The 16,022-nt window shown below is 33.7% G+C and carries 13 protein-coding genes; 12 read left to right on the top strand and 1 reads right to left on the bottom strand.

The genetic code is table 11. From position 1 onward, the window contains the following. Positions 1–31: 31 nt before the first annotated feature. From sprA to ATE84_RS07175, 5 genes are all read left to right on the top strand, one after another. Positions 32–7,141 (top strand): cell surface protein SprA, encoded by a 7,110-nt coding sequence (gene sprA / locus ATE84_RS07155; protein ID WP_233195762.1) that lies wholly within the window; start codon positions 32–34, stop codon positions 7,139–7,141. Between the two features lie 136 nt (positions 7,142–7,277). Continuing rightward, positions 7,278–7,661 (top strand): glycine cleavage system protein GcvH, encoded by a 384-nt coding sequence (gene gcvH / locus ATE84_RS07160; protein WP_101447103.1) that lies wholly within the window; start codon positions 7,278–7,280, stop codon positions 7,659–7,661. Beyond that, positions 7,633–8,034 carry a VanZ family protein gene (locus ATE84_RS07165; protein ID WP_158237201.1) on the top strand — a complete coding sequence of 134 codons (402 nt, stop codon included), beginning with the start codon at positions 7,633–7,635 and terminating at the stop codon, positions 8,032–8,034. Before gcvH ends, ATE84_RS07165 begins: the two co-directional genes overlap by 29 nt. Positions 8,035–8,190: 156 nt before the next feature. Continuing rightward, the gene (locus ATE84_RS07170; protein WP_101447106.1) at positions 8,191–8,916 is read left to right on the top strand and encodes an energy transducer TonB; all 726 of its coding nucleotides are present in this window, start codon (positions 8,191–8,193) and stop codon (positions 8,914–8,916) included. 108 nt (positions 8,917–9,024) lie between these two features. Then, positions 9,025–9,768 carry an energy transducer TonB gene (locus ATE84_RS07175; protein ID WP_101447108.1) on the top strand — a complete coding sequence of 248 codons (744 nt, stop codon included), beginning with the start codon at positions 9,025–9,027 and terminating at the stop codon, positions 9,766–9,768. Positions 9,769–9,816: 48 nt separating this feature from the next. On the opposite strand, the gene ATE84_RS07180 is transcribed toward ATE84_RS07175, so the two are convergent. Beyond that, positions 9,817–10,686, bottom strand: coding sequence for an MBL fold metallo-hydrolase (locus tag ATE84_RS07180; protein WP_101447110.1), 870 nt, complete (start codon positions 10,684–10,686; stop codon positions 9,817–9,819). A gap of 240 nt (positions 10,687–10,926) precedes the next feature. Here ATE84_RS07180 and cyoE point away from each other — a divergent pair, with 240 nt between their 5' ends. From cyoE to ATE84_RS07215, 7 genes are all read left to right on the top strand, one after another. Next, the gene (gene cyoE / locus ATE84_RS07185) at positions 10,927–11,829 is read left to right on the top strand and encodes a heme o synthase (RefSeq protein WP_233195763.1); all 903 of its coding nucleotides are present in this window, start codon (positions 10,927–10,929) and stop codon (positions 11,827–11,829) included. Continuing rightward, positions 11,820–12,401: a cytochrome c oxidase subunit 3 gene (locus tag ATE84_RS07190; RefSeq protein ID WP_101447114.1), complete on the top strand. Its 582-nt coding sequence runs from the start codon at positions 11,820–11,822 to the stop codon at positions 12,399–12,401. Before cyoE ends, ATE84_RS07190 begins: the two co-directional genes overlap by 10 nt. A 138-nt stretch (positions 12,402–12,539) precedes the next feature. Continuing rightward, positions 12,540–13,523 (top strand): cytochrome c oxidase subunit 3, encoded by a 984-nt coding sequence (locus ATE84_RS07195; protein WP_101447116.1) that lies wholly within the window; start codon positions 12,540–12,542, stop codon positions 13,521–13,523. Between the two features lie 20 nt (positions 13,524–13,543). Then, positions 13,544–13,903 carry a cytochrome C oxidase subunit IV family protein gene (locus ATE84_RS07200; RefSeq protein ID WP_101447118.1) on the top strand — a complete coding sequence of 120 codons (360 nt, stop codon included), beginning with the start codon at positions 13,544–13,546 and terminating at the stop codon, positions 13,901–13,903. Positions 13,904–14,069: 166 nt separating this feature from the next. Next, positions 14,070–14,723 carry a hypothetical protein gene (locus tag ATE84_RS07205; protein WP_101447120.1) on the top strand — a complete coding sequence of 218 codons (654 nt, stop codon included), beginning with the start codon at positions 14,070–14,072 and terminating at the stop codon, positions 14,721–14,723. 11 nt (positions 14,724–14,734) lie between these two features. Continuing rightward, positions 14,735–15,469, top strand: coding sequence for an SCO family protein (locus ATE84_RS07210; RefSeq protein ID WP_101447122.1), 735 nt, complete (start codon positions 14,735–14,737; stop codon positions 15,467–15,469). Beyond that, the gene (locus tag ATE84_RS07215; protein WP_101447124.1) at positions 15,462–16,010 is read left to right on the top strand and encodes a DUF420 domain-containing protein; all 549 of its coding nucleotides are present in this window, start codon (positions 15,462–15,464) and stop codon (positions 16,008–16,010) included. The genes ATE84_RS07210 and ATE84_RS07215 overlap by 8 nt, the downstream gene beginning before the upstream one ends. Positions 16,011–16,022: the final 12 nt, after the last annotated feature.

Below are 16,022 nucleotides of genomic sequence, written 5' to 3' on the forward strand. Positions count from 1 at the left end.
ACGCGTTGATTTTTTTAGGATATTAGTATGTTTGATAGCACTTTATAGCGGGGTGTTACAGGGGCAGGACAATCAAACTGTTCGGGACTCGACAAGTACTACATTTTCTTTGGGAGCATTATCTTTACCAGATCCAAATAGTATTGTAACCAAGTATGAATACGATCCGATTACCAATCGATATATTTATCGAGAAAAACTTGGGGATTTTAATGTACGATATCCTATTTTCTTAACTCCGTCAGAATACGAAGCCTTAGTAGAACAAGAGCAACGAAGAGCTTATTTTAAAGAAAAAATTGAAGCTTTTAGTGGTAAAAAAGATGGTAGTGAAGAAAAGCGAAAGAATTTACTTCCTATTTTTTATGTCAATTCTAATTTTTTCGAATCTGTTTTCGGCGGAAATGAAATTGAAATTGTCCCGCAGGGATCAGTAGAAATAGATTTAGGGTTACTCTATACAAAACAAGATAATCCTGCTTTTTCACCTCGTAACCGAAGTAATTTTACGTTCGATTTTGATCAAAGAATCAGTTTAAGTTTATTAGGTAAAATAGGAACTAGGCTGCAGGTAACAGCTAATTATGACACAGAGTCTACTTTTGATTTTCAGAATCAATTAAAACTAGAATATACGCCTACAGAAGATGATATTATACAAAGCATCGAAGTAGGTAATGTTAGTATGCCGTTAAATAGCTCATTGATCCAGGGAGCACAAAGTCTTTTTGGAGTCAAAATGGGATTGCAATTTGGTCGAACCACTATTACAGGGGTGTATTCTGAACAACGTTCTGAAACAAAATCTGTAAATGTAGAAGGAGGAGGAACCGTAGAAGATTTTGAACTTTTTGCATTAAATTATGACGAAAACCGACATTTCTTTTTATCACATTATTTTAGAGATACGTATAATAACTCTTTATCAAATTATCCTTTTATTAATAATAAAGGTGTTCAGATAACCAGGATTGAAGTATGGGTGACCAATAGAGCGACAAGTGCACAGACTTTGACTAACGCACGTAATATTGTTGCACTTCAGGATATAGGTGAAGCACCAGATACAGGTAATTTTACAATACCTGGATCTTTATTTAATACAGGTATTGGGGCTTTTCCTGATAATAGCAACAATGATCTGGATCCAACAACTATTGGTCCAGCCGGGCCTGTTACCGAAGCAGTACGACAAGTACCCACTGTACAGCAAGGATTTGTTGGTGCAATAACCAATTTTAATGAAGGATTTGATTATGCAATTTTAGAAAATGCAAGAAAATTAAATCAAAGTGAGTATACACTAAACCCTCAATTGGGATATATATCTTTAAATCAGAGGTTGAATAATGATGAAGTATTAGCAGTTGCGTATCAATACACAGTAGGAGGAAAGGTTTTTCAAGTTGGTGAATTTGCAAATGATGGAGTAGATGCTACCGTAGGAGATACTGCGGGGAATACAAATGTAGGTTCGAGTCAAAGTTTGGTAGTTAAAATGCTTAAAAGCCCAATTGTTAATGTCACATTGCCAATATGGGATCTGATGATGAAGAACATCTATAGTACAGGAGCATTTAGGCTAGAACAAAATGATTTTAGATTAAATATTTTATATTCAAACCCTTCTCCGGTAAATTATATTACTGCAGCAGAAGGATCATCGGTAGCATTACCAGGTGATGTAGAGCAAACAACGCTACTTAAAGTCTTTAACCTGGACCGTCTTAACCCTAATAATGACCCAGTACAAGGAGGGGATGGATTTTTTGATTATGTACCAGGAGTAACTATTGATTCACAAAATGGGCGTATTATTTTTACTACTACAGAACCATTTGGAGAGTATCTTTTTGATAAATTAGATAATGGACCCGTTGGAGCAGATTATACCAATCCTAATTCATATAATCCCAATCAAGCAAAATACGTATTTCGTGATTTGTATACAAAAACCAAAGTAGTAGCAGAACAAGAATCTGCCGATAAAAACTACTTTCAGTTAAAAGGAAGGTACAAGTCTTCTGGTCAAGATGGGATTCCTTTGGGGGCATTTAATGTTCCTCAAGGTTCTGTTACTGTAACTGCAGGAGGAAGAACTTTGCAAGAAGGGGTAGACTATACGGTGAATTATCAATTAGGAAGAGTGAATATACTGGATGAAGCATTGCTGTCATCTAATACACCTATTCAGGTTTCTACAGAAAACAATGCTGTCTTCGGTCAACAAACAAAACGTTTTACGGGATTAAATATAGAACATAAGTTTAGTGATGATTTTATTATAGGAGGGACCTATTTAAATCTGAATGAAAGACCAATTACTCAAAAATCTAATTATGATTTTGAGCCTATTAATAACACAATACTAGGGTTTAATGTAGCGTATTCTACAGAGGTTCCTTTTTTAACCAGAATGGCGAATAAACTTCCTAATATTGATACAGATGTGCCTTCGAATGTTTCGGTTAGAGCAGAAGGAGCGTATCTGATTGCAGGAGCGCCAAGAGGAGCTAATTTTGATGGTAAAGTAACCACATATATTGATGATTTTGAAGGAGCACAAACGCAAATAGATGTAAGTTCACCATTGTCGTGGGAACTCTCAAGTGTACCCATTGGATTTGGTGACCCTAATAATCCTGCTAGTGATATTGTTGTTGATGGGATAGGATCAGGATATCAAAGAGCAAAATTATCGTGGTATTCTATCGATCCGATTTTTTATAGTAACGGAAGACCAAGTGGTGTATCTGAGCAAGATTTGGCTTCTAATGCTTCCAGAAGAGTATTTATTGATGAAATTTTTCCGGAGACCGATATTGCGCAAGGACAAACCTTAGCATTGTTTACATTGGATCTTAATTACAGACCAGAACAAAGAGGACAATATAATTTTAACCCTGCATATGCTCCAGGAAATTCATTGCCACAACCTGATCCTAGAAATAATTTCGGAGGAATTACTAGGCAACTAACATCTACTAATTTTGAACAGTCTAATGTAGAGTTTATTGAGTTTTGGTTGATGGATCCGTTTGAATTTGATGATGTTAATAATCCCGGAGGTAAGATTGTATTTAATTTAGGTAACATTAGTGAAGATGTGCTTAAAGATGGTAGAAAACAATATGAAAATGGATTGCCTAAAGGGGGGAGCGGTAATGCAGTAGATACTGATTATGCTAGGGTCCCTGTAAATCAATCTTTGATTTATGCTTTTGATTCTGATGGACAAGATAGAGTAGATCAAGATGCTGGATTTGATGGTTTAGGAGACCAGGATGAAAAACTAAAACCCGAATATGCGGCATTCCAATCTTTGGATGACCCTTCGGGAGATAATTATACCTATTTCCTTCAGGCGGGAGGTACTATTCAACAGCGATATGATAAGTATAATGGTACAGAGGGTAACTCTCCTGCTAACTTATCTAATGATGATCGCGGAAATACCACCTTCCCTACAGCAGAAGATGTAAATAGGGATAATACAATGAATACGATTAACAGCTATCATGAATATGAAATACCAATTTTTAAAGGAATGGGTGTTGGCAATGATGGTGGAACAGGGTATATTACTGATGCTCCTGATCCGATAACCGTTAATGTGTCTGGACAAGAAATAAGAACTAGATGGATTCGATTTAAAGTGCCTATTTATGACCCTACTAAATCTATAAATATTAGTGATTTTAGATCTATACGATTTATGAGGATGTATCTTACTGGTTTTTCTCAACCGGTCTTATTACGATTTGGTAGCCTTGATTTAGTGAGAGGTGATTATAGAAGGTATGTTGTAGAAGGTAATGCTACAAATGATCCAACGAGTGGTCTTAATGTAACAGGTAACAGTGATGTAATTGTAACCTCGGTTAGTGCAGAAGAAACTCCAAATTATGTTACACCTCCTGGAGTTGTACGAGAACAATTAAACAACAATAATAATATTATTAGAGAAGATGAGCGATCATTGGCGCTTACGGTAAATAACCTGCAAACTGGTGATGCCCGTGGGGTGTATAAAAACTTCAATGTTGATATGCGTCAATATGAGAATCTCGAAATGTTTTTACATGCCGAGTCGCTTCCTGAACCCACAATTCCAATTCAGGACGGAGACCTTACAGCTTTTGTTAGAATGGGTAATGATTTTACCAATAATTTCTATCAGATTGAATTGCCTTTAACAGTTTCTGATCGTGATGACAGGACTCAGGATGGAGCATGGCCAACAAATAACCGATTAAGCCTTCCTTTAGAATTTCTTCAGCAAATAAAATCTAATGTATTGGGTAATGAAACTCTTAATGCAAATGATCTTAATTTCTTTGCAGGACCAAATAACCTTAGAGTGGGGATTAAAGGGAATCCTAATTTTGGAGATATCCGAGTAATGATGGTGGGTGTTAAAAATGATAGTGGGAGTGACCAATCAGGAACAGTTTGGTATAATGAAATGCGCCTAAGTGATCTTAAAAACAGAGGCGGTTGGGCTGCTGTAGGTAGTCTAGATGCTAATATTGCAGATTTTGCAAGTGTTACTGCATCAGGAAGGATTAGCACTATTGGATTCGGTGGAATTGAACAAGGACCTAATGAACGAAGTAGGGAAGATCTTAAACAATATGATTTAACTACTAATGTTAATTTAGGGCAATTATTACCCAAAAAATGGGGAGTACAAGTGCCATTTAATTATAGTCGTGGAGAACAGTTGATTACTCCGCAATTTGATCCCGAATTCCAGGATTTAGAACTTCAGGATCGATTGGATAATGAAACTGACCCTGCCGAAAAAGAACGTATAGAAAAACAGTCAACAGAATATACAAAAAGACAGAGTTTTAATGTTATTGGGTTACGTAAAGAGAGAACAGGAGATGGTAAACCTATGCCCTATGATGTAGAAAATTTTTCATTCTCAGGAACATACAATCAGGCAGATCATCGTGATTTTGAGGTAGAAAAATCACTAGACCAAAATGTAAGATTGGGAGGAACTTATGATTTTAGTTTTCAGCCAAAAGAAGTAGAACCCTTTAAGAAAATTAAGTTTTTGGGTAAGAGTAAGTATTTTGATTTGGTGAAAGATTTTAATGTGAATTTGCTTCCTACAAGTATCTCGGTAAATTCTAATATCAACAGACAATATAATGAACAGGTTTTTAGAGATATTACTTTAGGACCAGATGATATTAGGTTACCTACGTTGTATCAACGTAACTTCCTCTTTGATTGGCAATATGGGGTCAACTATAATTTGACCAAGTCGTTAAATTTCAATTTTACTTCTGCTAATAATCGTATTGTTAAAAACTTCATCGATGAAAATAATAACGTCGATGATACCATAAATGTGTGGAGTGGCTTTTTTGATATAGGAGATCCTAATACTCATAGTCAACAGCTTCAGGTTAATTATGAAGTTCCTTTTAAGAAAATACCGGTGTTTAAATTTATGCGCGCAACCTATTCATATAATGCGGATTTTCAATGGGTAAAAGGGAGTGAGGCTTTAAAGACTCTAGAGGGTATCCCAGATTTAGGAAATACAGTTCAGAACGCGAATGTACATACATTAAACGGTTCGTTGGATATGAATACATTGTATAAATATGTAGGATTAACCAAAATAAAACCAGGAAGGAAAAACGCAAAAAAGAAAAATAAAGATTCGAAAGATAAAAAAGAAGGAGCTCGGGCACCCGAGAGTCCACAAAAAAATAAAACCAAACGTGGCAAAAGTAAGCTGAGTGTTGGTGATAGAGCATATAATACCCTCATAGGGTTAGTTACCGCAGTGAAAAAGATAAATGTAAATTATCAACAAGATAGTGGTATTTTCCTTCCCGGATATACCAGAGAACCTGGTTTTGTAGGGACTCTTAAACCTACAGTTGGATTTACTTTTGGTAGCCAATCTGATATTCGAGACCTTGCCGCACGTAATGGATGGTTGACGTTATATCAGGAATTTAATCAACAATATCAAGAGGTAGAAGGAAAGCAACTTAATATACAGGCTTCTCTGGGATTGTTAAAAGGGCTTAAAATAGATATTAGTGCTAATAGAAATTCTTCTGAAACCTTTACCGAAAATTATCAAGTGAATACGAATTCTGATGGTAGTATTTTTACTGATAATCCATATCAGTCTCTTACAGGAAATACCTTCGGTAATTTTACTATATCAACAGTACTGGTTAAGACTGCATTTAAAAAGAGTGATGAATTTTCATCAGAGACATTTGATAAATTTAGAGAAAACAGGTTAATTATTGCTAGGAGATTAGCAATAGAGCGGGGGAATAACCCAAATACGGATAGTGATGGAGATGGCTTTCCTGATGGTTATGGAAGGACAAATCAGGCTGTTTTACTACCAGCGTTCCTGGCTGCTTATACCGGAGGGAATCCAGAAAAAGTGAAAAAAGGAGCCTTTAGAGATATTCCATTGCCTAACTGGGATATAAAATATACAGGTTTAATGAATTTAAAATGGTTTAAGAAACGTTTTAAAAGATTTTCTGTAGCCCATGGATATCGAGCTAATTATACTATTAATCAATTTCAAACCAATCTGGAATTTAGAGGAGGAAATGAATTTGATGAGGCAGATAACTATAGAAACCCAGAATTATATTCTAATGTTAATTTAACTGAGCAGTTTAGCCCACTTGTTCGATTAGATATGGAAATGAAAAGCTCGATCAAAATCCTTGCAGAATGGAAAAAAGATAGAGCATTGTCATTAAGTTTTGATAATAATCTACTTACCGAAATTCAAGGAAATGAGTATATTATTGGGCTGGGATATAGAGTAAAAGATATTACGTTTGCAACTAGAATAGCAGGAAGGAAAAAAGTGATAAAAAGTGACCTTAATCTAAGAGCTGATTTATCACTACGCCAAAATGAAACGCTGATTAGATATCTTGATTTAGAAAACACCCAGATAACGGCAGGACAAGATATTTATGGAATAAAGTTTACTACAGATTATTCACTTAGTAAAAACTTAACAGCACTGCTGTTTTATGATCATACTTTTTCTAAATATTCTATTTCTACTGCATTTCCTCAAACTACGATTAGAGGAGGGTTTACATTAAGATATAACTTTGGTAATTAAGATTTTTGCAATTATTTTTTGTTTGAGGTAGTGTGTTGTTGTTTTTTTGATAATTTTTTATCTGGTTTTCTCAAAATCTAATAAAATAGATTTATTTTCGTCATCATAATATTAACAACTCATAAATTTTTTTGAAATGAATACTCCTGTAGATTTAAAATATACCAAAGATCACGAATGGATCAAAATTGAAGGTGATATTGCAACTATTGGTATTACTGATTTTGCACAAAGCGAATTAGGTGATATTGTTTATGTAGAAGTAGAAACAGTCGGTGAAGAATTAGAAGAACAAGAAGTGTTTGGTACTGTAGAAGCCGTAAAAACGGTATCAGATCTATTCTTGCCATTGTCTGGTGAAATTATTGAATTTAATGAAGCTTTAGAAAATGAGCCAGAATTGGTAAATAGTGACCCATATGAAGCTGGTTGGATGGTAAAGGTTAAGATATCTGATGTTTCTCAAATAGATGATTTATTGCTATCTGCAGATGAATATAAAGAGATTATTACGACATAAAATTCTTTTTACCCTGGTTATAGTGTTAACCTCACTAGTTACTTGGGCCTCGCTGGCAAAATTTATAAACCCGGTTACGGTTAAAGTAGAAGGAGGGGATAAAATAGGTCATTTTATTGCATATTTTACTTTAACTATCGCGTGGGTTCTTTTTTTCTTTTTTTCTGAAAAACTGAATAAAAACCTAAAACATAGCCTGATTATTACTTCGGTTATTTGCATCTTATATGGTGTCTTAATGGAAGTTTTGCAGGGACTTTTAACAACATATCGTAGTTCTGATTGGTATGATGTAGTTGCAAATACAAGTGGTACAGTTTTTGCTGTATTTGTTTTTGTAGTGTTTAAAAATAAAATACTAAGATTTAAATAAAACAAACGGAAAATCAGGTAGATAAGGAGCTTATTCTTATTGAAAAGTAGATAGTGTAAAAGTTAAAAAACCTATTTTTTGTTTTACATTTTAATCTTTAGTTGGAAATTACAAAAGAAATTAGCTATTTTAGCAATCCTATAACGATTATATAATATGGAACCAAAGAAAAATCCAAAATCAGATTTAACTAAGAAAAGTGGCTTATTCCTTCAATTAGGACTTGTTTTAGTTCTTTTTATTACATGGCAAGGAATAGAGTGGAAAACCTATGATAGAACCAATATAGATATAGGTCAGGTTAATCTTGATGAATTGGAAGAAGAAGATGTGCCAATTACTCAGAACCTGAATACGCCACCACCTCCACCACCTCCACCACCTGCACCAGAAGTTATTGATGTAGTAGAGGATGAGGAAGAAGTAGAGGAGACTATTATCGAGTCTACAGAAACGAATCAGGAAGAAGAGATCGTTGAGGTAGAAGAAATTGAAGATACAGATGAAGAAGAAGTAATTGCTGATGTACCGTTTGCAGTTATCGAAAATGTGCCGATCTTTCCTGGTTGTGAGAATGCTGGAGGTAATGCAGCCAAAAAGAAATGTATGAGTGATAAGGTTAAGAAGTTTGTTAACCGTAAATTTAATACAGAAATTGGAAGTGAATTAGGTCTTACCGGTGTTAATAGAATCTATGTTAGGTTTAAAATTGATAGAGGAGGTAATATTGTAGGTGTTCAAGCGAGAGCTCCACACCCAAGATTACAAAAAGAAGCACAAAGAGTGGTTAAGTTATTACCTAAAATGACTCCAGGAAAGCAAAGAGGAAAAGCAGTAGGTGTATTGTATTCTCTACCAATAGTTTTTCAGGTACAGGACTAAAAATAAAATACTTTATAAAATATCAGAATCCCGCTACGTTGTGTAGACGGGATTCTTTTTTGGTATGCTTGTTGATTTAGATTAATTGTAACGTTAAAACTAAATATTATGAGTAACAAGCACGATGCTAATGTACGAAAAAGCACATTGGTGAACTTTCAGATTGGACTTATTGCAAGTCTTTTATTTACCTATGTAATGTTTGAGATGTATACCGCTACACCAATAGTTAATGATAGCGATATTGATTTTACAATTGAGGAACCCGATGTAGATTGGGATGGGGTTTACAAAATCTATGAAGAACCCAGGCCAAAAGAGATTGCCAGAAAGTATACTAAACCTGTGATAGCTCCAGAGCAATTTAAAGTTATTGATAATGATGCTGAGATAACTGATCTGGATAAGGTGTTCAAAAATGAGACAATCGAATCTAAGCCATTTGATCCTAATTCTATTGTTGATGTTGAGCCTATTGTTGATGAGCCTATAACTTTACCGTTTATGGCTGTAGAAGATGTTCCTATTTTTCCAGGTTGTGAGAAATTAGCAACGAATAAAGAAAAGGCAGCTTGTTTTTCTGAAAAAATTAGAAAAATCGTTTCTAGAAAATTTGATGCAGGATTAGGAGAGGAGTATGGTTTAACAGGGGTGCAAAGAATTTATACTCAGTTTGATGTTGATACTGATGGAATGATTAAGAACATCCGGGTTAGAGCAGCACATCCAAAATTAAAAAAAGAAGCACAAAGAGTGATTAATTTATTTCCGCAGATGACACCCGGTAAACAAAGAGGTAGAGCTGTAACTGTAAAGTATCAGTTACCAATTGTTTTTAAAATACAGAACTAAAGATAAAAGCCTGCTGGTATATCAGCAGGCTTTTTTAATTGATTTTTTTTACTTGGTGAGACTAGTATAAATTGTTTTTCGCATACGTTCTGAGTTAATAAATCCATCACCATATCCTTTTACATCATAGGTTGCCGTAAGCGAAGTGTCTTTTGTAATGTCTTCTTCAGATTTCCCTGCTTCGATTTCTTTTTGAATACCGCTAGTGATTTCTTTTAGCATTTTTAAAAATGCTTCCAGATCTTTTTTCATTGCCAATTTTCCGTGTCCGGGAATGATTTTGGTGTCATCGTTTGCGATAAACAAGGCTTTTTCTGATGCTTTTATGTAGCCTTCAATGCTTCCGCCAGATTTTAGATCTATGTAGGGATACCGTCCATTAAAAAAGGTATCTCCCATATGTAATACATTTCCATTTGTAAAATAAATAAGAGCATCTCCATCGGTATGAGCATTGTGTACATGAAATGCTTTTATTTTTTCGTCTTTGAAATATAATTGTAGTCCTTCGTTAAATGTGATTACAGGTAACGATGAAGGGATAATATTTCCTTTTTCCTTTTGCTTTTTTTTCATTCTGGATCTCACATTTTTCTGAGCAAAGATGGTAGCGCCTTTATTCGCCATATTTTCATTTCCACCAGTGTGATCTCCATGATAATGTGTATTGATTACCATAGTAACGGGTTGATTACTTATTGTTGTTAGATTAGTGAGAATTTTATCGGATAACCTTGCAAATTGATCATCAATGATAAACAAGCCTTTTTCGTTTTTGAAAATACCAATATTACCTCCTTGACCAGTTAGCATATAAATATTATCAGACAATGAATCTATGATGATTTTAACTTCTTTATCTTGTGCATTGGCAGTAAAGAAAAGTATAGGTACCGCGAGAATTAGTAATTTTTTCATTAGAGATGATTTTATGTGGTTTTTATGATGGTTTGTCGTGAATAAAGTATAAAAATTACTTTTGGCTATCAAAGTGATTATCAAAATGTTCTGTAGAAATAAATTTTGATAACGATCTTGTGTGATACAGCTTAGTTTGTTAAAAGGTGAATTATAAGTAGTTATAAGTTGTCTAAAATGCTTTTAAGATATATCTTTGCACCACTTTTAAAAAAAGCTATTTTAGAAAACGTGCAAAATTTGAGCGTAACCCAAACGAATACTGCAAAAATCTCTGTTGTTCAGGATTTTAAAGAAATTACAAAAATGCGTCTGGCATTGAGTGTGGTTTTTTCATCTGTTGCAGGGTATTTGTTGGGAGTTGAAACCGTTTCTTGGAGTACCTTAGTTCTTCTGGCAATAGGAGGTTATTTTATGGTAGGGGCTTCAAATGCTTTTAATCAGATTATAGAAAGAGATTTGGATAAATTGATGGATCGTACTAAAAATAGGCCGATCCCGTCAGGAAGAATGTCTGTAAATACAGCTTTCGCAATTGCTGCAATTTTTACAATTGCAGGGATATCTGTACTATATACAATTAATCCTCAAACAGCAATGTTTGGAGCGATTTCGATATTTATATATGTGAGTTTATACACTCCTTTAAAAACAAAAACACCATTATCTGTTTTTGTTGGTGCTATTCCTGGAGCCATTCCTTTTATGTTGGGTTGGGTGGCAGCAACAAATAATTTTGGAATAGAACCAGGAACATTGTTTATGATTCAATTCTTTTGGCAATTTCCTCATTTTTGGGCTATAGGGTGGTTTCTGTTTGATGATTATAAAAAAGGAGGGTTTTTTATGCTTCCAACAGGTAAAAAAGATCAAGGTACGGCAGTACAAGTCATCATTTACACAGTTTGGACTGTGGTGACCTCTTTAATACCTGTTTTTGGAGTTACGGGTAAACTGTATCTGACTCCAATCTCTGGTGTGATTATTCTATTTTTGGGATTAACTTTAATTAGATCTGCTTTTCGATTATATAAAATCAGAGATGCTAAAACAGCAAAAGAATTAATGCTAATGAGTGTTTTGTACATTACATTGTTACAAATCATTTATGTAGTAGATAAATTTGTTAGAATATGGATTTAACACAAGGAACAACACAAGAAAAAGTTAACAGGTCCAAAAAAACCATGATGTGGTTTGCTATGATTAGCATGGCAATGGTGTTTGCTGGACTTACCAGTGCTTATGTTGTGAGTAAAAGTAGAAAAGACTGGGGGATAGATCTTGTTTTTCCAAATGCATTTATCTATAGTATATTGATAATAGTAGCAAGTAGTGTTACGTTCTATTTTGTGAAAAATGCGATTGAAAAAAATAATCGAGGCTTAGCCATGCTATTATTGCTCTCTACACTTGCATTAGGAATCATATTTATATTCTTGCAGTTTGAAGGGTTTAGTGATATTATTACGCAAGGATATCATTTTACAGGTCCAACATCAAATATCGTTACTACATTTATGTTTATTATTGTGGTAACACACTTAGCACATATCGTTGGAGGACTTATAGTGCTTTTAGTTGTAATTTATAATCATTTTAAACAAAAATATAAAACAGGTCAAACACTTGGTTTAGAGCTAGGTGCTATGTACTGGCATTTTGTTGATTTTCTGTGGGTTTATCTCTTTTTGTTTTTATATTTTGTCAAATGATCTCGGATCATTGATGTAATACTATAAAAGAGATTGTTTTAAAGAAATACACCTGTGGCAATTAAAAAATAAATTTGAGCAGGTGAAATGATAAAATTGATTATTTTTGTGGAAATTTAACAATACCAAATTCTTTATATGGAAACAGCTGTTACTAAAACAGGTACTGAAGATAAAACTTGGGGAGGTGGTAATCAACCGCTCAAGGTAAGTTATGGTAAGATGATGATGTGGTTTTTTATCCTTTCGGATGCACTCACATTTTCAGGTTTTCTTGCCTCGTATGGTTTTTCACGATTTAAGTTTATAGATTCATGGCCAATAGCCGATGAAGTGTTTAATCACTTTCCATTCTTACATGGGGTAGATGCTCCAATGTATTATGTGGCTTTGATGACTTTTATTCTGATTTTTTCCTCGGTAACTATGGTATTAGCCGTAGATGCGGGACACCATATGAAAAAGAAAAAAGTGATCTTTTATATGTTTTTGACCATAATAGGTGGGGCAATATTTGTAGGATCACAAGCATGGGAGTGGAAAAACTTTATCAAAGGAGAATATGGTGCGGTAGAAACCAAAGGAGGACAAATTTTACAATTTGTAGATGCAGAAGGCCATAGAGTAGGTTTAAAAGATATCGCAATTATCGATACGCATAAAGATAGAGCCCAACACGAAAGAAAAAATGGAATCTGGTATGAAAAAGAAGGAACTCTTCCTACCTATACTATCGAAGAAATAAGAACAGGTTTTGCAAAAAGAAAAGATCTTTTAGTAAGAACTCAAACTCTTACGAAAGAAGGAGAGAAAACAATCTTATCAAGAACAGAGTCCATAAAAAGAATGCAGGCAGATGCTATTGGTATTGTAGAAGGAGCAAACCTTACTCATAATGAGTATGGTACTCCATTATTTGCCAACTTCTTCTTCTTTATTACAGGTTTTCACGGTTTTCACGTGTTTTCTGGAGTAGTTATTAATATTATCATCTTTATTAATGTAATTCTTGGAACTTATGAAAGAAGAAAGAATTATGAGATGGTAGAAAAGGTTGGTTTATACTGGCACTTTGTAGATTTGGTATGGGTATTTGTATTTACATTCTTTTACCTGGTTTAATAAAAATTTAGTATATAAGCATGACACACGATACAGCACATCACGAATCAAATACAGGAAGAATCTGGAAAGTATTTATCCTATTATCTGTGGTTACAATAGTAGAAGTAATACTCGGAATTATAAAACCAGCATTTTTAGTAGAAACTACTTTAATTAGTATGAAACTATTAAACTGGATTTTTATTATTCTTACAATTTATAAAGCATATTATATCACTTGGGCGTTTATGCATATGGAAGGTGAAACGAAGGGCTTAAGAAGATCAGTTGTTTGGACTGGGGTTTTCTTAATTTGCTACTTGATATTTATATTGCTTACCGAGGGAGATTATGTATTTGAAGTCTTCAAAAACGGGCATGTAAGTTGGGATTTTTAATTCTGTAAACATGTAAGTTAAAAGCATTGTAAAAAGACGGTTTTTTAAACCGTCTTTTTTTATTTTTGCACTGTTGTTCTGAGGTTACGTTAGAAACCTTGAATAACAACTTTGTGATAATTAACTTTCTAATTAATTGTTTAAGGAGAAATAAAGTTACTACTAAATGAAAAAATTTCTTGTCTTAGGAGTCTTGTTTGTATTGCCCTTAGTGGCTTATTTGTTTTTTGCTTCTGGAGTACATAATTTTGCCAAACTTCCTGTGCTGAATGAATCTGTAGGGGATCTTAAAAGTTTTGAACCGTTAACCAAGAAAGAGGTTAGTTTTTCTGATAAAATTACTGTACTTGGTTTTTTAGGAAAAAACATACATAATAAACAAGGAAATGCTTTTAATCTAAATCAAAAGATTTATAAAAAAAATCATGGCTTTCGAGATTTTCAATTTGTAATGGTTTTACCTTATGGTAGTGAGAACACTGCAAAGGAATTATTGGACGAATTAGATAATATCACCGATGTCTCTGAGTGGAACTTTGTTTTTGGTACCCCAGAAAGTATAGAAGCCTTGTTTAAGAGCTTAAAGACACCACATCAATTAGATGATAATTTAGCTACACAGTATGTGTATATAATCGACAAAAATAGAGGGTTAAGAGGTAGAGATGGTGAGTTAAAAGAAAATGAATCAAAAGTATATGGTTATGATGCGAGCTCTGTTGCTGATTTATCAAATGTCATGAGTGATGATGTAAAAGTGATTCTTGCAGAGTATCGTTTAGCTTTAAAAAAATATAAAGCAGATCGCAAAGATAAATAAAGAGTAGACGCATGAAAAAGAATTCATATATCGGGATATCGTTTATTATATTAGTTTTTGGGATTATTTTTATCCCAAAGATTGTAAATAGAATCAAAAGTACTTCGATTGTTAAAAACGATAGGATGAGTGCTAGTAACCCTGTTGCTAATGAAAAACTTAGTTATATAAAAATTAATGAAGAGCTAAAAAAAGTTCCTGAGTTTGCATTCTTAGATCAGGATAGTATTTTAATTACTAATCATGATTATAAAGGTAAGGTGTATATAGCAGAATTTTTCTTTACTAGTTGCCCGACGATATGCCCTAAAATGAGTAAAAATTTGGTTTACCTTCAGAATCAATTAAAAGACTATGAAAATTTTGGAGTTGCTTCTTTTACGATCAACCCTAAGCATGATACTCCAAAAAGACTTAAGAAGTACGCAGAGAAGTATAAAGTAACAGATCCAGATTGGCATTTTTTGACAGGAGATAGAGAAGATATCTATGAACTTGCTAATGCAGGATTCAATATTTATGCTGCTGAAAATCCTAGTGTGCCTGGTGGATTTGAGCATAACGGTTATTTTGCATTAATTGATCAGGAAGGATATATACGGTCAAGATATGATGCCTCAGGTAATCCAATTATTTACTATAGAGGAACAATTGGTGTAAAGGAAAAAGTAGATGAAAACGGAGAAGAAGAGCAGATAACCATCTTATTAGAAGATATAAAGAAACTATTAAACAAGAATGAGTAGCAACAACATATCAGATGTAGAAAAAAAATACAATAAATGGATTGTAATTTTATCGGTTTTTATTCCTCTTGCAGTAGCAGCACTATTTGGAGTTAACCTAAGAAAACTTGGGTTTGATGTGCAACCTCTTACCTTTTTGCCGCCAATATATGCGACTATTAATGGTTTAACTGCTGTAATTTTACTAGCTGCTTTATGGGCAATAAAAAACAGGAATATTATACTACATGAGAGACTTATGAAAACCGCTATTTTATGTTCTGTGCTGTTTTTACTTATGTATATTGCATACCATATGACAAGTGACTCTACTCGATTTGGAGGAGAAGGGGTGATACGGTATATATACTATTTTATTTTGGTCACTCATATAATCTTGTCTATTGTAGTTATTCCTTTTGTGTTAATTACTTATGTAAGAGCGTTAGCAAAACGATTTGATACCCATAAGAAAATGGCAAGAATAACATTTCCAATTTGGTTATATGTAGCTATTACAGGGGTGATTGTATATTTTATGATATCACCATATTATGTTTAGCTTAAGTAAATA

Source organism: Aquimarina sp. MAR_2010_214, assembly GCF_002846555.1.
Lineage (GTDB): Bacteria > Bacteroidota > Bacteroidia > Flavobacteriales > Flavobacteriaceae > Aquimarina.